The organism is Klebsiella indica, from assembly GCF_005860775.1.
Classification (GTDB): Bacteria; Pseudomonadota; Gammaproteobacteria; order Enterobacterales; family Enterobacteriaceae; genus Klebsiella; species Klebsiella indica.
This window is the reverse complement of record NZ_VCHQ01000008.1, coordinates 166,886-186,924: the sequence shown is the minus strand read 5'-3', so window position 1 is coordinate 186,924 and position 20,039 is coordinate 166,886. Positions and strand designations below refer to the sequence as shown.

Annotated in this window: 13 protein-coding genes and 2 pseudogenes; 7 read left to right on the top strand and 8 right to left on the bottom strand. The window is 53.6% G+C overall.

The genetic code is table 11. The annotated features are described in order from the left end of the window. Positions 1–5 precede the first annotated feature (5 nt). Both FE839_RS07415 and FE839_RS07410 read right to left on the bottom strand, forming a co-directional pair. The gene (locus FE839_RS07415) at positions 6–1,454 is read right to left on the bottom strand and encodes a sugar porter family MFS transporter (protein WP_138360200.1); all 1,449 of its coding nucleotides are present in this window, start codon (positions 1,452–1,454) and stop codon (positions 6–8) included. 1,549 nt (positions 1,455–3,003) lie between these two features. Beyond that, a pseudogene (locus tag FE839_RS07410) lies at positions 3,004–3,528 on the bottom strand (NAD(P)(+) transhydrogenase (Re/Si-specific) subunit beta); the annotation flags it as partial. 178 nt (positions 3,529–3,706) lie between these two features. Here FE839_RS07410 and FE839_RS07405 point away from each other — a divergent pair. After that, positions 3,707–5,203, top strand: a complete 1,497-nt coding sequence (locus tag FE839_RS07405; RefSeq protein ID WP_277753109.1) for a peptide MFS transporter — start codon at positions 3,707–3,709, stop codon at positions 5,201–5,203. Between the two features lie 188 nt (positions 5,204–5,391). On the opposite strand, the gene FE839_RS07400 is transcribed toward FE839_RS07405, so the two are convergent. Beyond that, on the bottom strand, positions 5,392–6,171 hold the full coding sequence (locus FE839_RS07400) for an acetoin reductase (RefSeq protein WP_138360199.1): 780 nt from the start codon (positions 6,169–6,171) through the stop codon (positions 5,392–5,394). A gap of 161 nt (positions 6,172–6,332) precedes the next feature. Here FE839_RS07400 and FE839_RS07395 point away from each other — a divergent pair, with 161 nt between their 5' ends. Further along, entirely contained in the window at positions 6,333–9,035 is a 2,703-nt protein-coding gene (locus FE839_RS07395; protein WP_138360198.1) for a winged helix-turn-helix domain-containing protein, read from the top strand. Here FE839_RS07395 and FE839_RS07390 read toward each other — a convergent pair. The 4 genes from FE839_RS07390 to FE839_RS07375 are packed head-to-tail and all read right to left on the bottom strand — an operon-like array spanning position 9,032 to position 13,718. Next, positions 9,032–10,510, bottom strand: a complete 1,479-nt coding sequence (locus tag FE839_RS07390; RefSeq protein WP_138360197.1) for an MdtP family multidrug efflux transporter outer membrane subunit — start codon at positions 10,508–10,510, stop codon at positions 9,032–9,034. The genes FE839_RS07395 and FE839_RS07390 overlap by 4 nt on opposite strands. Beyond that, positions 10,507–12,450 (bottom strand): FUSC family protein, encoded by a 1,944-nt coding sequence (locus FE839_RS07385; RefSeq protein WP_138360196.1) that lies wholly within the window; start codon positions 12,448–12,450, stop codon positions 10,507–10,509. Before FE839_RS07385 ends, FE839_RS07390 begins: the two co-directional genes overlap by 4 nt. Before the next feature lie 12 nt (positions 12,451–12,462). Next, a complete protein-coding gene (gene mdtN / locus FE839_RS07380; protein WP_138360195.1) occupies positions 12,463–13,491 on the bottom strand; it encodes a multidrug transporter subunit MdtN in 1,029 nt (342 codons plus the stop codon). A gap of 5 nt (positions 13,492–13,496) precedes the next feature. Beyond that, complete coding sequence (locus FE839_RS07375; protein WP_171034838.1) at positions 13,497–13,718, bottom strand: YtcA family lipoprotein; 222 nt, start codon at positions 13,716–13,718, stop codon at positions 13,497–13,499. Between the two features lie 150 nt (positions 13,719–13,868). Here FE839_RS07375 and FE839_RS07370 point away from each other — a divergent pair. After that, positions 13,869–13,988: pseudogene (locus tag FE839_RS07370) on the top strand (EamA family transporter); the annotation flags it as partial. 162 nt (positions 13,989–14,150) lie between these two features. On the opposite strand, the gene FE839_RS07365 reads toward FE839_RS07370, so the two are convergent. Next, positions 14,151–14,360, bottom strand: a complete 210-nt coding sequence (locus FE839_RS07365) for a YdgH/BhsA/McbA-like domain containing protein (protein ID WP_138360193.1) — start codon at positions 14,358–14,360, stop codon at positions 14,151–14,153. Between the two features lie 732 nt (positions 14,361–15,092). Here FE839_RS07365 and FE839_RS07360 point away from each other — a divergent pair. The 4 genes from FE839_RS07360 (at position 15,093) to FE839_RS07345 (ending at position 19,982) form a co-directional block, all read left to right on the top strand. Next, on the top strand, positions 15,093–15,701 hold the full coding sequence (locus tag FE839_RS07360; RefSeq protein ID WP_138360192.1) for a fimbrial protein: 609 nt from the start codon (positions 15,093–15,095) through the stop codon (positions 15,699–15,701). A 95-nt stretch (positions 15,702–15,796) separates the two neighbouring features. Next, positions 15,797–16,498: a fimbrial biogenesis chaperone gene (locus tag FE839_RS07355; protein ID WP_138360191.1), complete on the top strand. Its 702-nt coding sequence runs from the start codon at positions 15,797–15,799 to the stop codon at positions 16,496–16,498. Between the two features lie 11 nt (positions 16,499–16,509). Next, a complete protein-coding gene (locus FE839_RS07350; protein ID WP_138360190.1) occupies positions 16,510–18,996 on the top strand; it encodes a fimbria/pilus outer membrane usher protein in 2,487 nt (828 codons plus the stop codon). Next, positions 18,987–19,982 (top strand): fimbrial protein, encoded by a 996-nt coding sequence (locus FE839_RS07345; RefSeq protein ID WP_138360189.1) that lies wholly within the window; start codon positions 18,987–18,989, stop codon positions 19,980–19,982. The genes FE839_RS07350 and FE839_RS07345 overlap by 10 nt, the downstream gene beginning before the upstream one ends. The last annotated feature ends 57 nt before the right edge of the window (positions 19,983–20,039 follow it).

Here is a 20,039-nt window from a genome sequence, read left to right as displayed (position 1 = left end):
TGGAGTTAACGGGTTGTAATTTTATTGGTTACAGAAGATGCTACGTAATTTTTCTCAATACGGGCGGAGACAAGCGCTTCGACTTTCTCCAGCGATACCCCTTTCGTCTCCGGGATATAGCGATGGACGAACCACCAGGAGATCAAACAGCAGATAGCGAACAGCATCAGCGGGAAGCCGCCATGAAAGTGTTCACGCAGCCAGGGGTTATCATTCATGACAGGGAAAATCTGGCTGATAATAAAGTTGGATCCCCACAGTGCGGCGTAGGCAATACCCATTCCTATAGCGCGTAAGCGGTTTGGCAGAATTTCACCAACTACAGTCCAGGCAATTTGCGCCCAGGTCAGGCCGAAGATAAACATGAAACCGAGCAGACCGATAATTGAGGTGAAGCCTTTTACACCGTAGTAGAACGTCAGGAACGTGAAGGCAAGGCAGATGAAGGTACCGCAGGAGCCGATTTGCAGAAGAGAGCGACGTCCCATGCGGTCAACCAACATCATACCGGCCACTACGCCGATAAATTGTAGCCCAGCAAGCCAGGTCACCATCAGCATGGCTTCTTCCATATTACCAGTGACATTCATCAGCAATGTCGGGCCAAAGTACTGAATGACGTTAATTCCAGATAACTGGTTAAATACGGCAATCATAGCCGCAATGAAGATAAACATCTTATTTCGACTGCTTAGCTTTTTCTCAGTTGATTCATGAAATTTCGCCGCCGCCGTATCAGCATGAAATGAATTTTGAATTTCCCTCAATACCCGGCTACCGTGTTCGGCATTCGAAATACGCGACAGCGTCCTCAGTGCTTCATCATTCTTGCCCACCATCACGTTCCAGCGGGGAGATTCCGGAATAAATTTGACCAGGAGCAGGAAAAGTACGCAAGGAAGCAAGCCAAAACCCAGCATATAGCGCCATCCTGCGCTGACCAGCCATTCATGATCCGCGCCGCGGACAATCAGATAGTTAACCATCAGCACCAGTACCTGGCCACCGACGAAACAGATCATATTCATGGCCACTACCCGGCCACGATAGTCGCGAGGTGCGACTTCTGTCATATAAATCGGCGAGACAACGGAGGATAAACCGATACCAAATCCACCCAAAATACGGAATAAGATAAACAGGGTAAAATTGGTCGCCAGAGCCATACCCGCGACAGAAATAAGGACGAAGAAAACAGTAATGGTCAGAGCCATTTTTCGGCCATAACGATCGGCCAGTTTCCCGGCCATATAGGCCCCAAGTACGCAACCAATAACAATGCTGGATACGGCCCAGCCGGTTTGAGACGGCTCCAGTTTAAAATGTTGCGTTAAAGGTTCAATGACTCCTGAAATAACAGATGTATCATATCCCTGTAGCAGGCCACCGAGTGCGGCCACGGTACAAATCGCCAGTACATAAGCGATATTGTGTTTTTTTTCAACGTAACCCATGATCATACCCTCACGTATGAAATTAAAATTTTTATCTCTAAAAACGTTTATATAAAAACTACAAAACAAACCCTCAAATAAAAAAGCAAAAATTCGTCTTTGGGAAAACTTTAAATATCCCAAAGTGCAATATGATTTCCTAATCTGGTCTACCCGAAGAATAACGCGTGAAAGCGGATAATCCCGGACTTGATCCTGTGTATGCTGCGGCACAACACCGATGTTTTAGTGAACTGGTTAATATATGCATTGCATTAATACAGGAACACGTAATTTGTTTTTGGTGAAAAATGCGATCGAGGAATTTACTTCCTTTAGGGAAAGCATGATTAGTGCTAATGCCTGAACCATTGCTTAACCCAATTTTGGACGCTAAAAACTGGTTGTCGGGCTGCATACTCATCTCCTGGCAGAAGTGATAATGGAACGCGATCCGTGACAGTCGTCGTTGCAGCGGTCATTGTGTTAGCTGCGCCGGACTTAACCGGAGTCTAACAGGCAAGAAACTGATGGACAGGTCCTGCCTGATATTGCCGGTCACGATATGCTCCATTTCTTATCTATTCCCGCTGATGAACATCAGGTTCACCAGCATCTTTTCCCAGAGTTGGCCTCAGGCCTGTGACACACCGGTGTCCAGTGACGAAAACAGCGGTTGAATAAGCGTTAACATATTGATTATCAAAGAGCCTTGAAAATGCCTGGGGCATTGCTAATCTGATTGTATCCATCGCTTCCGCCTGTCTGAGCTCCCGCTTATAACGGTGACTATTAAAATGAATTCGAATTGATTATGAAATCAAAAAACCAAAACACAAAACAAATAAAATTTCTATTTCAAAAAGTGTGGTGTTGATCAAAAAAAAATGTCCGGTCAATCACTTTAACCATTAGCACATTACTTACAAAACAATGGTTGTACTCGTGTAACATAATGAATTTATATAATAAAATATATTTATACAATATTTTTAACATTCGAGAGTGACGCAAATCACATAAAAACAAAAAATTTATTTATATTTAAAATGAAATCTTTTTTCTAGTTTTTGGTCTGTGTATTCTCTCTGCTCTGATTAATTCTCATGCTGGAAAGTCACCGTTATGCGCAGGCGACAAAACCGTTATTTGTCATTTACCTGGGACGCATGCGTGCTGAATTTGCACACCGCAAACGGGCTCTCGACGGTAATCGATGGGGCGCCAGCTAACTCGTTTTGTCGCGCCGCATTCCTGCGGGTCTGGCCGCTATCTCTGTGTCATTTAAGACGCAGGGGACGCTTACAATGCCCAGGCCGGAAGGGCACTGGACATCGGCGGGATTTTTTTCGGTTGGATGATAGACGCTGAATGTATCGGGAGACTCGGGTTGAGTTCAGTGAATACCCGCCATGCGATTGAGTAATGTTGAGTGTGACTCATGGCGGGTGATGGCAGTGCGCCTGTTGTGGAAGCAGCCCGGAGCAGTTTGAAAATATGTATCGTGCTAAGTGCTGCATCCACGGTCCGGGGGGGAGACGCGACGTTACTTCCGGCTGAACGCTGCGAGTCAGAGTTGAGCCAGGATGGCTTCTATGCTCGTTTTTGCATCGCCGAACAACATTGCGGTATTTTCTTTAAAGAAAAGCGGGTTTTGTACGCCGGCGTAACCGGTATTCATTGAACGTTTGAACACCACAACCTGTTGGGCTTTCCATACCTCAAGCACTGGCATGCCGGCAATAGGGCTACCGGGATCTTCCTGCGCCGCCGGGTTAACGGTATCGTTGGCACCGATGACCAGCACCACGTCGGTATCGCTGAAGTCGTCATTAATTTCCTCCATCTCCAGTACGATATCATAAGGCACTTTAGCTTCAGCCAGCAGCACGTTCATATGCCCCGGCAGACGCCCGGCGACCGGATGGATGCCAAATCGTACTTGCACACCTTGTGTAATGAGTCGGCTGGTTAATTCCTGTACTGGATACTGCGCTTGCGCCACCGCCATCCCATAGCCGGGGGTAATGATCACCGAACGGGCGCTTTTAAGCGCTTCCGCCACTTCTGAGGCGTGACATTCGCGATACTCTCCCTGCGGGCTGTTATGGTAAGGATCAGGGTAAGAGAAAGCGTTCTTATTTTCATTGTAATCGTCCATTTTTCGACCAGTACTGGCGCGATTAAAAGCAAAAACAGAGCTATCTGGAATAGCATAAGTAAGAATGCCTTTTCGGAATATGCAAAGGCTTTTTCCCCGGTGATTCCCCCCTGTGCAGACAGCAGGTACTGGATTGCCGACGATCCTTGATAACAACCTATTCACAACTGAAATTGTTATTTTTATCGGTCTTTCCTGCCATTATCCTCATCAGATACGTATTTCTCGTGAAAACGCCTCGGCTATCGTCGGTATTTTTGCCGGAACCATGTATCTTGCTGCGCTGCCGGGCGGTTGGCTGGCGGATAACTGGCTCGGGCAGCAACGGGCGGTCTGGTACGGTTCAATCCTGATCGCCCTGGGCCATCTGTCTATTGCGCTGTCGGCGGTGATGGGCGAAAGCCTGTTCTTTATCGGCCTGATGTTTATTGTGTTCGGTTCCGGCCTGTTCAAAACCTGTATTTCAGTGATGGTTGGTACGCTGTACAAGAAAGGCGACGCGCGCCGGGACGGTGGCTTCTCGCTGTTCTATATGGGTATCAACATGGGGTCGTTTATTGCGCCGCTGATCTCCGGCTGGCTGATCAAATCCCACGGCTGGCACTGGGGCTTTGGTATCGGCGGTATCGGGATGCTGATCGCGCTGGTGATCTTTCGTGTCTTTGCGGTTCCGGCGATGAAACGCTACGACAGCGAAGTCGGCCTGGATTCAACCTGGAATAACCCGGTGGTGAAAAGAAACGGCGTGGGCGCCTGGCTGCTGGCGCTGGCGGTCGGTGTGGCGGTGATTATCGCCTTGATTGCCCGGGGCGTTATTGTGATTAACCCGGTCGCGGTGGCCAGCGGGCTGGTCTATGTGATTGCGGCGTCGGTGGTGCTCTATTTTATCTACCTGTTCGCTTTTGCCGGGCTGAACCGAAAAGAGCGGGCCCGCCTGCTGGTGTGCTTTATTCTGCTGATCTCCGCCGCCTTTTTCTGGTCCGCATTTGAGCAAAAGCCGACCTCGTTCAACCTGTTCGCCAATGATTATACCAACCGTATGATTGGCACTTTTGAGATCCCGGCGGTGTGGTTCCAGTCGATCAACGCCCTGTTTATTATTCTGCTGGCGCCGATCTTTAGCTGGGCATGGCCTGCGCTGGCCCGTAAAAACGTGCGTCCTGGCAGTATCACCAAGTTCGTTATCGGTATTTTGTGCGCGGCGGCGGGTTTTGGCCTGATGATGCTGGCGGCGCAAAATGTCCTGAGCAACGGCGGGACAGGCGTATCCCCGATGTGGCTGGTGGGCAGTATTCTGATGCTGACGTTGGGCGAGCTATGCCTGAGCCCGATTGGTCTGGCGACCATGACGCTGCTGGCGCCGGAAAGAATGCGCGGCCAGATGATGGGGTTGTGGTTCTGCGCCAGCGCGCTGGGTAACCTGGCGGCGGGCCTGATTGGTGGTCATGTGAAGGCCGATCAACTGGAGATGCTGCCAGACCTGTTCGCGCGTTGTTCAATTGCGCTGCTGATCTGCGCGGCGGTACTGTGCGTGCTGATTGTGCCGGTTCGCCGGATGCTGGAAAATACCCGCAACAGGCAGTCGCAGGAACCGACCGTCAACGCTTAGAGCCTATCCCGTTAGGGCTATTTCGCTTGTCATTTTGAACCTGGGCAGTGCTCAGAATCCTCACGTACTACGTGTACGCTCCGGTTCTTCCGCGCTGGCCGTGTTCAAACTGTCTGCGCCAATAACGCCTGGTGGGATAGGCTCTTAGTCTTTCAGATACCCGGCGCGTTCTGCGCCGGGGTTGACGTTTAACGGTAAACAATACCGCCATCGATCAGGATCGACTGACCGGTAACATAATCGGAGTCCGGGCCTGCCAGATAGGAGACCAGGCTTGCCACATCGTCCGGCGTTTCGGCGCGGCCAAGGGCGATGCCTTCCACATATTTTTTGTAGGTTTCGCCAACCGGCGCGCCGGTAATTTCCGAGAAACGCTTATCGATTTCGGTCCACATACCGGTTCCCACAATCCCCGGACAATAGGCGTTAACCGTAATACCGCGACTGGCGTACTCTTTCGCCGCCGCCTGGGTCAGGGCGCGCACGGCAAATTTCGTGGCGGAATAGATCCCCAGCATCGCAAAACCATCATGACCGGCAATGGAACAGGCATTGATGATTTTCCCTTTCTGCTGACGGTCGATGAATTTTTTCGCCGCTGCCTGAATTCCCCACAAGGTGCCCTGAACGTTGATGCGCATAATCCGATCGACTTCTTCAGGCGTGACATCAGCCAGCGCCTGTACCTGCGCGATCCCGGCGTTGTTAACGATAATATCGAAGCCGCCCAGCTGTTTTTCCGCCTCATCAATGGCGGCATAGACTTGATCGCGATCGGCGATATTGGCGACGAAGGTGGCCGCTTTACGACCGAGCGCTTCAACTTCGGCGGCGACGGCGGCAATCCCTTCCGGGTTCACGTCGACCAGCATCAGCGATGCGCCGTCTTTGGCCAGACGTAATGCAATACCGCGGCCAATGCCCTGACCGGCGCCGGTCACTAACGCAACTTTATTTTCGATAGCCATATTCTGTACTCACCTTGTACTGATTAATAAACTATGGATATCCGCGACTGACGACGTAGCAGTGGCGGAGGATTAAACTACTCTATCGGGCACGACAAGCATGGCCTACTCCCCTGATGGGGGGGATAGCCGGACGGACGGAATCAAGAGGTAATCGTGGTATGGCTTTTTTATCCTCAGCGGATGATCCACTGGCAGCGTTTGATCACCAGGAACCTTTTCGCTTTACGCGCACGTTGCCGCTTATCGCCACCCGCTTTACGCCGCCCCGTACGGCGGAAACGCTGCTGTTGCGGGAACGTCTGCTGCAGCGCCTTGACGCCGCTGTATCTCGCCGCTTAACGCTGGTGTGCGCCCCGGCAGGCTTTGGTAAAACGACGCTACTGGCGCAGTGGTATCGATACCGCCAGCAGCAGGGGGATGCGCTGGCGTGGCTGAACCTGGATGAAGATGACGGCGCGCCGCTGCTGTTTATGCGCTATCTACAGGAGGCGTTAAGGCCGCTGTGGCAGGGATGGAGCCCGCCGTTTCTGCATATTCTGCAAGGGGAACTGCCTGCTGATATCACGCTGTTTTTTGCCGAACTTGTCAATCAGCTTAACCAGTGCCCGCACCCGCTGTATCTGATTCTTGACGACTACCAGTACATCAGCGATCCGGCGATTCACCAGGGGATGAGCTGGCTGCTGAACCATGCGCCGCCGGCTCTGCACTTGATTATCGGTAGTCGCTACCAACCGCCTTTGGCTCTTAGCCGCCTGCAAATGCAGGATCAGTTGCTGGAGGTGTATGACCCGGAGTTGCGTTTTAACCCCGGCGAAGCCCGCGCATATTTTTCCGGCGCTGCCGGGCTTAAACCGCAGGCTATTCCCCGACTTATTGCGCTCACGGAAGGGTGGGTGGCCGGGATGAAAATGGCCGCGCTGTCCCCGGACGCATCCACGGTGATGACGGGGCTTAGCGCCAGCGCGCGCTCCCTCTCACGCTACCTGGAGGAAGTTATTTTCGCGCCGCTGCCGCCGGCGGTATTCGACTTTCTTTTGCATACCTCTGTGCTTAATCGTCTGCATCCGGCGTTGTGTGATGCCGTCAGCGGCAAAAATAACGCCAGGGAGATGTTGCAATGGATAGAACAGCACAACCTGTTTCTGTCCGCGCTGGACGAGAGCGGCGTCTGGTTTCGCTACCACCCGCTGATGCGCGACGCCCTGCGGTACCGCTTGCGCCACAGCCGTGAGATTGATATTCGCCAGTTGCACGATCGCGCCAGCGGCTGGTTCGCTGCGCAGCAGCTATGGGCTGAGGCGATACGCCATGCGCTGGCCGCCGGGAAGTCGGTGGCGAAAGATGCGGAAGCCGGCGCGCAGTCGCTGGCGGAAGAGGGGGATATTGATACTCTGGTGCGCTGGATCCGCTATTTACCCGCCAGTCAGGACCCGTCGCGCATTGCGCTACAGCTTAATCTGGCCTGGGCGTTAGCGCATCGCTTCCGTTTTGGTGAGGCGCGCCAGTTGCTGGATGCTATTGATGCGCAAGTCGCGGCGCATAGCGATGTGCTGACTCACAGTTCGTGGGTCAAATTACGCGTGGTTCGCGCTATCTGCGAAGCCTTCGCTGACAATATTGCCAGCAGTATCGCTATCGTTGAACCGCTATTGCGCGAGGTCCCTTGCGGCGATATCTGGGTCGATGGCCTGGTGTGCAACATCCTCAGCTATTGTCACCTTGCGGATTCCCGGCCACAGCAGGCGCTGGACGTTCAGCAGAAAGTGTCGGGCGTGCGTGTCGCTAACCGCAACCTGTTTGTGGAGGTCTACCGGGCGTTCGTTATGGCGCAGAGCTATCTGCGACAGGGTAATCTTGCCGAAGCGGAACGCCAGGCGTTCCGTGCGCTGCGCCATGCCGAACAACATACCGGCGTGAATTCCAGCAGCGGCGCGACTCTGGCGCCAATCCTGGCGGAGATCGCCTGGGAACAGGGTAAAGAAGTGCAGATTCAAAACCTGCTGATTCCACGGCTGGGAATGATCGATGATTTTTGCCCGCCGGACGGCCTGATCCGTTGTTACGTTGTGCTGGCCCGTCAGGCCCGCGAAATGGGGCGGTTAGCAGAAGCTGAATCGCTGTTACTTCATGCTGAGGGGGTGGCTGTTCAGCGAGGCTGGCTACGAGCGCAGGCACCGTTGCTGGCGGAGCGCCTCGCGCTCGCGCTCCACGTGGGGAATAAACTGGCTGCTGATGCGCTGCTGCTTCGTTTACAGTCTTTTGACCAGACGGACGCGGTTGCCGGATATGTTGCCTTAAGCCAGAGCCGTTTACTTATTGCGAATGGTGAGCCGCAGGCTGCCGCGCGGCTGTTGGATAAACTGGCCAGCGTTCGGGAAACCAGCGGCGAGTGGCTGTTTGCCGTACGTTTGCGACTGATGCAGGCGGTCGCCCTGTGGCAGGCAGAAGCATGCGAACAGGCGATGGACGTCTTCCGGCCCGCGTTTTCACGCGCGCTGCATCAGGGGCTACTGCGCAGCCTGTTGGATGGCGGCGCAGACATGGCTGCGTTGCTGGAGGAGAGGCTGAAGCGCGGCGCGGCAGATGATCCGCTGATCGCCGATATATCGTCTTTGCTCTCCCGCTTTGCGGCTGTCGGCATCGTGATCAATAAGCCGCCCGCGTTGCACCTTACTGAGCGGGAGCAGCAGACGCTGCGTTTGATTGCCGACGGTTATTCCAATAAAGGCGTCGCCCGCGAACTGGGTATTTCTGCGGAGACTGTCAAATGGCACCTTAAACAGCTTTATGAAAAGCTACAGGTTAAAGGCCGCATTCAGGCGGTCAATCAGGCGCGGCAGTGGCGCCTGTTAAGTTAGCGTGGCTTTTCACTCCCGCTTGATGCCGGGCCGCGATAGTCGCCGCCCAATGCTTTAATTAACGAGACATCGGTACTGAGGCGCCGGGCCTCGATATCCAGCAGCAAAAGCTGTTGGGCGATGGCCGGACGGCGCGCCTCCTGCGCCGCATAGTCGCTGAGCAGCCCGCGCTGGTAGTGGGCGCTGGCGCTGTCAGTGGTCGCCATCGCCGCCGTCACTTTTTGTTGTTGCAGGGCGGCCAGTTGGTTCAAATCGTTCAGCTGGCTGGAGCTAATCGCCACATCGCGAACCGCATCCAGTACCGCCTGGTTGTATTGCTTAATCAGAATATTGCTCGCCGTGCGCGTCGCTTTCAGGTTGGCGTTTAAGCGCCCGCCGTCAAACAGGGGTAAATAGAGTCCCGGCAGCAGGTTGATCTGCTGGAAAGAGGACTTAAACAAGTCGCCGACGCTGAGGGCGTTGTAACCCCAGAAAGCCTTGATATCAAAATGCGGATAAAACGCCGCTTTTGCCGCATCCACCTGGCTGATGGAGGCACTGACATAGCCGCGCAGGGCCTGCAGATCCGGGCGGCGGGCCAGCAGCGCAAAGGAGAGCGAGTCGGGGAGCGTCTCCTGGAGCGACGGCAGCGCCACGGGATGAATCTCCGGCATATTATGCGCATCGGCGCCAATGAGCGCCCGCAGCGTTTCCCGATACTGCGTCAGCGTCCCTTGCGCGGTAATCACCTGCTGCTGCGCCGCCAGCAGTTCGGCCCGAGCGTTGGCGACATCGACGCTATCTTCAATGCCACGCTGAGTACGATGTTCATGCGCCTGCACCGAGAGCCGGGCGATAGCGGTCAGTTGATTGAGCAATTCGATTTTCTGGAAGGTGGCCTGCATTGCGAAATAGAGCTGGGCCACGCTGCTGGCGAGGTCCAGTTCGATGCCGGCAGTTTCGGCCAGTCGGGCATTCTTCTCGCCAATCGCCGCGGCGACACGGGCGCGATCGGCGCCCCATAAATCGATATTCAGCGTCGCCCCGACGCCAACCGTATTCAGCGTGTACCAGGGACCGTTTTTATCCACCGGTAGCGAGTATGAATAGGGCCAGGTGAACTGTCTGTTGGTTACCCGCAGGCGGTTTTGCGCTGCCACGGCGGTGGCCTGTACGCCCATTGCCGACTGCGCCAGCTCGACCGTTGACTGCGATTGTGAAATACGCAGCCTGGCAGCCTGCATGGTCGGCGAGTTTTGCAACGCGCGATTGATCAGCATATTGAGCTGAGGATCCCGATAGTCTTCCCACCAGCGGGCACGCGGCCAGCCGCTGTTCGCCAGATGAATCACCTGCGCCAGTTCTGCCTGCTGGGGGTTGATCATCGGTACCTGACCGGGATCGTCCTGAATTAACGCGCAGCCGGTCAATAACATCAGGGCAAAGGCCAGCGGCGAGGCGTGCCAGAAGCGCGTGGGGAGGATTATTTTTCTCATGACCTGGTTGCCTGTGGCAGGATAACGGATGATGTAAAAGACCACTCCGGCAGCGCGGCCAGGGCGTTGACTAGCGGCGTGCCGAAAGGATTGGCCGGGTCCGGATGAAGCGCGCGCGCGGGCTCCGCCGGGTTTGGCGACGGGTTGATATCGCGGGCGTAGGCCGCAAGCCGCCTGGCGCAGTCGGCTAAAAAGGTGTCTTCCGGCAAGGCGCATAGCCGATAGCCTTCGCTTAAACACGCAATTTCCTCGGCCTGGTTAAAGGTCGCGCGAACCGGCCAGTTTTTGGCATCAGGATAGGGATGCGCGTAGGTTCCCAGCGGCTCGGCGGCAACCCGATGCATTAACGTTTCGCTGCTGGTCAGCGCCGCAAACAGCGGCACCAGTTTGATCTCATCATCGCGGGCGGAGAGGGTATGGGCAAGCTGACGATACAACTGCGCCAGACGTGCTTTGAGCTGCGGCGCTTCGCTATCCGGCCACAGATAGAGATGAATAATTGAGGAGACCAGTACGCCAAGCAGAATACCAATAACCCTGTCGCGCAGTTCGGTTAAGTTACTGAGCGGGCCAAACCAGCTCAGGAATGCCAGCGCGAAGGTGAAGCCGATCTGAATACCGGCGTAGGCGATGCGCTCTGAACCGGCCGCAATCCACGCGGACAGCGCGAAAACCGGCAGGGTCATCGCCAGCAGGCCGCTCAGTGAGTCGGTCCAGGGTTGAACAAAGACGATCAACAGCAGGGCAATCAGCGTCGCCAGCAATGCGCCGCCAATGCGTAGCCACGTTTTTTGCATGGTGGCTCCCAGACCGGGCTGGGCGACAATCACGCAGCTCAACATAATGGTGTGGATGCCCTGCCAGTCGGCGGCAGTATAGAAAACGTAGCACAGCAGCGTCGCCAGTAGCGTTTTCAGGGCAAAATGCAAGTAGGCCGGATTGGACCATGCATCCGGTAACAGGAGCGGGGCTTTTTCCACTTCGCCCTGCGGCAGCGGGATCGTTTCGCCGCGTGCAAACCGCGTCAGGATCTGCGCGATTTCCTTCAAAATCACGCTATTAGCGCTCTCCTGCGGTACATCGCGCGGCTGAAAATCGGCCGTTGCGGCGGCGGGCAGATTCTCCGCCAGTGCGGTAAGCTCGTGAGCTATCCATTGGCGCTCATGGGGATGGTCATCACCCGGTTGTAACAGCGCCGTCAAATGATAGCAGCGCAGTACGGCGGCCATCAGCGATTGCCAGAGCTGCGGACTGGCGGCAATCTCCGGGGTCGCCCGTGAGGCCTGCTGATACAGAGATTGCAGCTGGCTAAACTGTCCGGCAATCTCTTTAAAGGTTGGCCGTGATGTTCCGTCGCCTGATTGGGTAAGGATCTGCGCCGTCTGACGCAACATAACCACGAGACGGGCCCTGAACTGATAGCCAGGAAAGGCCTGCCGGAAACAGGCGTTAACCAGCAGCGTCACCAGAATGGCGGTGTTAATCGCAACCCATAGCCACAGCAGCAGCCGCACCAGAATTTCGCTCTGACTGGTCATCGACGGGAAGGTTTGCGCGTAGATAAGCACCAGCGCCACCACGAAGAAGGCCAGCCCCAGCTTGCCGAGCACCCGCATCAGGTAAATCGCGCAGAAGAATAAAAACACCGAGGCAACCAGACGGATCAGCGGATAGTCATAGGTCCACTTGATAATCAGCAGGATGCTGCCCAGGGCGATACTGACAGTGATCACAAAAACGACACTGACCAGTTTGATTATCAGCACGTTAGGCTGGCTGACGTAAAACACCACGATCAGCGCGACGGGTAAAAATGGGATATGCAGCGTCATGAACAGGACGATCAGCACCGCGCAGCTGAGCGTCAGACGTAAGGTATAGTTTGCTCGCCCCGGCGTATCACGGAGTTCCTGGGTCAGAAAAGGCCAGAAGCTATGCATACCGCCTCCTTATTATTGCGGCTGCAGAACGGCGCTGGCGGAGGCGCCCATACGAAACAGGTTCGGATCGGGATCTTTGACGGCAATTTTGACCGGAAAGCGCTGAGAGACATGGACCCAGTTGATACTTTTCTGAATAACCGGCAGGCCTTCGATTACGCTGCCGCCGTCGGGCAGCACGCCGGTACCCACCGAGTCAACCACGCCCTTGAAGATCCGGCTGTGGTTGGTCATCACGGTGATTCTGGCCGGGACACCAGGACGCACGTTTTTTAAATCGGTTTCGCGGAAGTTCGCTATCACGTACCAGTGGTCGTCATCAAGCAGAGTAAAAACCGGTTTAAGCGCTGAAGCGTACTGACCAACCGTGGTTTTTAGCGCCACCACCACGCCATTGAACGGCGCACGGACTTCGGTAAATTCGAGATGCAGCTCAGCCAGCGCGATTTGCGCCAGGATCCCTGCCCGCTGCGCCACCATCGCATCGACGCCGGTTATGGCGGCTGACGCCTGTTTCGCCTGCAACAGCGTGGCCTCCAGCTCGGCGCGCGCGGCTTTTTCCGCCGTTCGCGCCTGGTCAAGATCCTCTTTCGAGGCAAAACCCTGCGGCACCAGGGGTTCAAGGCGAATGCGCGAAGAGGTGGTTTGTTTAACCAACGCTCTGGCGCGTTCAACGGCGGCGGCGACCGACTGCGCGTTATATTCCTGCGCTTTGATTGTGCGCCGGGTCAGCATGATCTGCGCATCCAGGGTTGTCAGCCGCGCTCTGGCATCGTCGAGCATCGCCTGGTAGGGGCGCGGATCGATGCGGAACAGCAAGTCGCCTTTCTTAACCCGCTGGTTGTCGCGAATCGGCATGTCGACGATCCGCCCGCTTACTTCCGGCACTACGTCGATGGTGTCTGCATACACGTAGGCATCGTTCGTTTCTGGCGAGGTTTGTAGCTGCCAGATAACCAGAATCAGCGCCAGGATAGCGGCGAGAACCAGGGCCAGCAAGGGCCACTTTTTACGGATAACGCTTGAGCGGGATTGGGCCATAGTATTTAGTTTACGAAGAACAGGAACCACAAAATAGTGGCGAACAGGAACATCAGCGCCAGATAGCTGAAGACCAGCGGAGAAAATCGCGATTGCCACCCATTGCGCACAATCAGGATATGGCAGGGGATAAGCAAAAACGCAGCAATTAATAAACAGAAAAACCAGCCGGGGAATGCCGCGCCTAATACCGGAATCGCCGGGGAAAATGAGCAGCCGGAAAGCATAAAAAGCGAGAATAATAACGGTGCCGGGCACGCCAGCTTTACAATACGCTGCAAGAATGAATCCCTGAATACTTATGTCATAGTTAAATAAGTTTAATCCCACTCATGATGAAATAAAAGGCAGATATCCCGGACGGCTTCATGCTGTATCTTTTGGGCTGGATATTTTTGGGGAAGACGATTGAGGGAAAGGCTCTGGTGGGATTGGTGATTGTACCGTTAAGCGTGCTGTCGATTCAGCGGGCGTTATCGGAAGCCGCGAAGCGGTAAATTCCCGGTATTTACGCGTCGGGATTTCACCGAAGATCCGCACGACCGAAACAGAAAAGCCCCGTTGAGGGGCCCGACATTGCTGCGTACTTATTGTGTGGCGGGAGCCAGACCAGCCGCGCTCAGGCGACCTGTCCGGCAGCTCCCTCTGCAACCATCTGTTTATTTAGACAACTCAGCGGTCATATGGACCTGGTTACCGTTATAAGCCTCGGTAATGTGGTAGGACTCACCGTGGTCTTTAGCTATCGTGGCGATTTTGGCTTCTGCGTTGTCCAGGGTATCTGCGGTTACGCTGACTGACTGGGCGAAGCTAGCGAAAGAGACCAGAGAGAGCATACCGGCAGCGGCAAGTAATTTTACGTTTTTCATGGTGTGTATCCTTTTAACTTTTATGGTGGAAAGCGATGTTGCTTTCGATGGGTTTATAATAAGCATGCTAACTATCACTCGCGTTGCAAAAAGTGCGATCTAGATCACATTATTATGACCGAGGGATGACATTGAACTGAGTTTTTTGATTTTTTTATCAGTAAAAACAATGTGATAATTTTTCTTTCGCCTGTTTCCGGCTATGGCAAAAACAGGCTCTCGCAAAACGATTTTCCTGGCTTCAGGTGATTAACAATTGGTTTTATGCATAGTCTGGGCACGTAAAAGAGAAGCCCGGTCAATTGTGATAGCGGAAATTATCTGTTGAATGAGATGGATTAAGCATGTTCCGGACAGGCTGAAATAGTCATTTATGACAGGATGGATACCTGTTTTATTCATTCGCTATCGCTTCTCCTCTGCCAATGTAAATAGCAAGAGATTTGTTTTATGCTATCGATTGCCAATCATTAATAGCCGTAATCTATTTGTTACCTTGATTAACAACTCATGAGTAAATGTATATTTGTTAGCGAAAATAGCATTCTTTGACGCCGACAGAATCAACGAGTTCTTTCTGGAGTTCGTTCCTGACGCTTAAATATTGCGGCTTCCGGTCAGTCGAAGTTTCTATTAACAGTTGCACAAGTGAGCATCGCATATCGTTTCTGACTTTGTGCAAATTAACTGTTTGCTCATTGATACTTAATTCACTCTGACAAGGAAATGGTAATGAAAAAGGTTCTTCTCTCTGCTGCAATGGCGACTGCGTTTTTTGGTATGGCTGCGGCAAATGCTGCTGATACCAATGTAGGCGGCGGCCAGGTTAATTTCTTCGGTAAAGTTACCGATGTTTCTTGTACTGTTTCCGTAAATGGCCAGGGCAGCGATGCTAATGTTTATTTGTCACCAGTAACGTTAACGGAAGTTAAAGCTGCGTCTGCGGATACCTATCTGAAACCAAAATCGTTCACCATCGATGTTTCTGACTGCCAGGCGGCTGACGGTACTGTCCAGGATGATGTGAGCAAACTGGGCGTAAACTGGACGGGCGGTAACCTGCTGGCTGGCGCAAGCAGCACGCAACAGGGCTACCTGGCAAACACCGAAGCGGCTGGCGCGCAGAATATTCAGTTGGTTCTGGCTACCGATAATGCTACCGCGCTGACCAATAAAATCATTCCGGGCGCAGATTCCCAGCCGAAAGCGACTGGTGACGCGTCGGCCGTTGAAGGGGGCGCACGCTTCACTTACTACGTTGGCTATGTGACCAGCACCCCGGAAACCGTTACTACGGGTGTCGTTAACAGCTACGCGACTTACGAAATTACCTATCAGTAATCTCGACTGAGAAATAAAACCGCCCCGTACAGGGGCGGTATAAAACAATAATAAAGCGGCCGCCGCCGCCGCTTATTTTTTATTCTGAGGTCAGCATGATACGTATTGCCCTTTTTTTCTGTTTCATTTTTAGTTTTGCGGCTAATGCTAATAATATTATTGTTAACGGTACTCGCTTTATTTACCCAGGAAATGAAAAAGAAATAACGGTGCAGCTCACTAACACTGCCGACCGTCCGGCCCTGGCACAAGCCTGGCTGGATAATGGTAATGCTGATGCCACACCGGATACCATTACCACACCATTTATTATCACTCCGCCGATTTCCCGCGTGGACGCCAAAAGCGGTCAGACCCTGCGTATTAAGCTCAGCAGTAACGTAGGGCTCGCTAAAAATAAAGAGACGCTGTGGTGGTTGAATATTCTGGAAATTCCACCGGTAGAGGCTAACAAGAAGAACGAAGGACAAAATATTCTGCAACTGGCGATTCGTTCGCGCTTTAAGTTTATCTATCGCCCCAACGGATTAGGCAACCGCGACACCGCGGCGGAAAAACTGGTGCTTTCCGCTAACGGTAGCAACTTATCCGTCAGTAATCCTACCCCCTTTTATATCACCGTAAGCCGTATTTCCCGTAACGGTGGCAAAGCATTGAACAGCAAAACGGTGATGTTTGCTCCGCAGTCCAGCCAGACCATCGCCCTCTCTTCTGCGGTGAGCAAAGGCGAGATCCTGACAGTTAACAACATTAATGACTATGGCGCAGATGTCGCAGTGAAAGTTGCCGTCAAATAAGGGGAAGGATCATGAAGCAGAGGTCAATCTGCCCGGGAAGATTAAGCACGGCCATTGCGGTGGCGCTGTGCTGCTTTCCGCCATTTTCCAGTGGACAGGAAAACCCAGGAACGGTCTGGCAGTTTAACGATGGTTTTATCGTTGGCAGTCGTGAAAAGGTCGATCTGTCGCGCTTTTCCATGAGCGCTATCACCGAAGGCGTTTATTCACTTGATGTGTATACCAACGGCGAATGGAAAGGGCGCTATGACTTGAATGTCACACGCGGAAAAGATGGCAAGATGGGCGTTTGCTATACCAAAGCGATGCTGATGCAATATGGGATCTCGCCAGAAAAGCTTAACCCGCAACTCAGCGAGAAAGAGGGCTTCTGTGGACGTCTGCAGGCGTGGCGTAAAGAAGAGAATGTCAAAGATACTTTGATCCAGTCTTCTTTGAGACTGGATATCTCTGTACCGCAAATCTACGAAGACCAGCGTTTTAAGAACTTTGTCAGCCCGAAGTTCTGGGATAAAGGCATTGCGGCGCTGAATTTAGGCTGGATGGCTAACGCCTGGAATAGCCACACCTCGTCGACAGGCGGTTCAGATAACAGCAGCGCTTATCTGGGAGTTAATGCGGGGTTTTCGTGGAACGGGTGGCTGCTTAAACATATTGGTAATCTGAACTGGCAGCAGCAGCAGGGGAAGGCGCGCTGGAACAGCAATCAGACCTACCTGCAGCGTCCAATTCCGCAGATTAACTCGATTGTCAGCGGCGGGCAGATTTTTACCAACGGTGAATTTTTTGACACTATCGGCCTGCGTGGGATAAATCTGGCGACTGATGACAATATGTTCCCGGACGGTATGCGTTCCTATGCCCCGGAAATTCGCGGCGTGGCGCAAAGTAACGCGCTGGTGACGGTACGTCAGGGCAACAATATTATCTATCAGACCACCGTGCCGCCGGGCCCGTTTACCTTGCAGGATGTCTACCCTTCAGGCTATGGCAGCGACCTTGAAGTCTCAGTCAAGGAGGCCGATGGTTCGGTCGAAGTGTTCAGCGTACCTTACGCCTCGGTGGCGCAGTTGCTGCGTCCGGGGATGACCCGCTACGCGCTCTCTGCCGGTAAAGTTGATGATGATTCGTTGCGCAATAAACCGATGCTCTACCAGGGGACCTGGCAGCATGGGTTAAATAACCAGTTTACTGGCTATGCCGGTGTCACCGGCTTTGATGACTATCAGGCTTTCCTGCTGGGCACCGGGATGAACACCGGTATCGGCGCACTGTCATTCGATGTGACGCATTCCCGGCTGAAGAGCGGTACCCTTGATGAACAGGGGCAGAGCTACCGCGCCACCTTTAACCGTATGTTTACCGAAACCCAGACCAGTATTGTGCTGGCGGCGTATCGCTATTCAACCAAAGGCTATTACAACCTGAACGATGCGTTGTATGCGGTTGATCAGGAAAAAAACCACAACAGTAGCTATACCGTGTGGCGGCAAAAAAACAGTATGACCTTTACTGTTAATCAGAACCTGCCGGAGGGGTGGGGCGGTTTTTACTTAAGTGGCCGGATTTCGGATTACTGGAACCGTTCGGGAACGGAAAAACAGTATCAACTGAGTTATAATAACATGTTTGGCCGCCTCTCATGGTCGGTCAGCGCCCAGCGCGTTTATACCCCGGACAGTTCCGGTCATCGTCGTGATGACCGTGTTTCGCTTAACTTCAGCTATCCCCTGTGGTTCGGCGAAAATCGCACCGCTAATCTGACGTCAAACACCTCGTTCAACAATTCGCATTTCTCCAGCTCGCAGATTGGCGTCAATGGTTCGCTGGATAGCGAAAACAACCTCAACTACGGCGTATCAACGACCACCTCCACCGGGGGCCAGCACGATGTGGCGCTGAATGGCAGTTATCGTACTCCGTGGACGACGCTGAACGGCAGCTATAGCCAGGGCGAGGGGTATCGTCAGAGTGGCCTGGGTGCCAGCGGGACGTTGGTTGTCCATCAACACGGCGCGGTATTCTCACCTGAAACCGGCACCACAATGGCGCTGATTGAGGCGAAAGATGCCGCAGGCGCCATGTTGCCAGGGTCGCCGGGCACCCGCATTGATAGTGACGGCTACGCTATTCTGCCGTATCTGCGGCCTTACCGGATTAACGCCGTTGAAATTGATCCGAAAGGCAGCAACGACGATATCGCGTTCGATCGTACCGTGGCGCAGGTTGTGCCGTGGGAGGGGAGTGTGGTCAAAGTTTCCTTCGATACAACAGTGCAAAACAACATTACGCGGTTGGCGCGCCAGCGCGATGGTCAGCCATTACCGTTCGCCGCCACGATTTTCGACCCGAGTGGAAAAGAGATTGGCGTGGTGGGTCAGGGCAGCATGCTATTTATCAGCGACGACAGTGTCCGATTGGCGACCGTGAAGTGGAGTGGCGGGCAATGTACGGTGGATTTGAGTCAGGCAAAAACAAAGGAAACGCTATGTCGCTAAGTAAAAAACTGACGCTTTTTATTGGCTTAATGGTGCTGGGGATCACGTCGGCATGGGCTTCCTGCACGCGCCTTTCGCAGCCGACGGTGACATTGGATATGGCTATCGGGCGGGTGGTTGTTTCGCCGGATCTGCCGGTAGGCTCAGTGATTGCTACCCGAAACTGGACAATGTCGGCGCCGGGGGGATACAGCTATCGGTGTACCTCCGGTACTAACCGTTTTGCGGCGAAAATCGTTGCTTCCGGGGCGACCGATCTGGGGAATAAAGTGTATTCCACCAATGTGGCCGGCATCGGGCTGCGTTTTAGTCGCGGCGGTTCGACGGTCAATATTATCTACCCGGACGTCTTCTCCTCCACGGTCAGCGGGACCACTAATTATACGCTGGAAGGTTCCCGTTTTACGCTGGAGGTGATTAAAACCGCGAGCGTGACCGGTAGTGGAACCCTGGCGGCGGGGAAATATACCTCTTATGACTGGGAAAGCGGTAATGACCCGATCCTTGAAACCTTCCTCAGCGCTAATGCCATTACCATTGTCTCGCCATCCTGCACCGTACTCAGCGGAACAAATATGAACGTTGATATTGGTACCATTAAGCGCAGCGATCTGACGGGCGTCGGTACTACCGCAGGAGGGAAAGACTTTAATATTCAGTTGCAGTGTAGCGGTGGCGTAAGCGAATCCGGTTTTGCCAACATTTATACGACATTTTCCGGAAACCTGGCGACAGGCACCACGGCCGCTCAGGGGGTGCTGATCAACGAAAAAACCGGCAGCTCAGCGGCGAGCGGTATTGGTGTCCAGGTGTTGAAAGATGGCGAGCCTCTTGAATTCAGCAAAAAATATAATGTCGGTACCCTACAGACCGAGGAAACCCGTTATATCTCATTGCCTTATCGTGCTCGCTTCTACCAGTACGCGGCAACCACCAGCGCGGGTGAAGTGGAGTCGCATATGGTTTTCAACCTGACGTACGATTAATGCCGGAGGCGGGGATGCGTGATTCAGTCCAGTATAAAAATCGCAAACGACTCATTC

Coding starts and splice junctions, on each gene's coding strand:
- FE839_RS07375 (WP_171034838.1), bottom strand. CDS start 13,718: ATGCTTTCCGGCTGCTCATTTTCCCCGGCGATTCCGGTATTAGGCGCG.
- FE839_RS07345 (WP_138360189.1), top strand. CDS start 18,987: ATGTCGCTAAGTAAAAAACTGACGCTTTTTATTGGCTTAATGGTGCTG.
- FE839_RS07390 (WP_138360197.1), bottom strand. CDS start 10,510: ATGAGAAAAATAATCCTCCCCACGCGCTTCTGGCACGCCTCGCCGCTG.
- FE839_RS07385 (WP_138360196.1), bottom strand. CDS start 12,450: ATGCATAGCTTCTGGCCTTTTCTGACCCAGGAACTCCGTGATACGCCG.
- FE839_RS07350 (WP_138360190.1), top strand. CDS start 16,510: ATGAAGCAGAGGTCAATCTGCCCGGGAAGATTAAGCACGGCCATTGCG.
- FE839_RS07415 (WP_138360200.1), bottom strand. CDS start 1,454: ATGGGTTACGTTGAAAAAAAACACAATATCGCTTATGTACTGGCGATT.
- FE839_RS07400 (WP_138360199.1), bottom strand. CDS start 6,171: ATGGCTATCGAAAATAAAGTTGCGTTAGTGACCGGCGCCGGTCAGGGC.
- FE839_RS07365 (WP_138360193.1), bottom strand. CDS start 14,360: ATGAAAAACGTAAAATTACTTGCCGCTGCCGGTATGCTCTCTCTGGTC.
- FE839_RS07360 (WP_138360192.1), top strand. CDS start 15,093: ATGAAAAAGGTTCTTCTCTCTGCTGCAATGGCGACTGCGTTTTTTGGT.
- FE839_RS07395 (WP_138360198.1), top strand. CDS start 6,333: ATGGCTTTTTTATCCTCAGCGGATGATCCACTGGCAGCGTTTGATCAC.
- mdtN (WP_138360195.1), bottom strand. CDS start 13,491: ATGGCCCAATCCCGCTCAAGCGTTATCCGTAAAAAGTGGCCCTTGCTG.
- FE839_RS07355 (WP_138360191.1), top strand. CDS start 15,797: ATGATACGTATTGCCCTTTTTTTCTGTTTCATTTTTAGTTTTGCGGCT.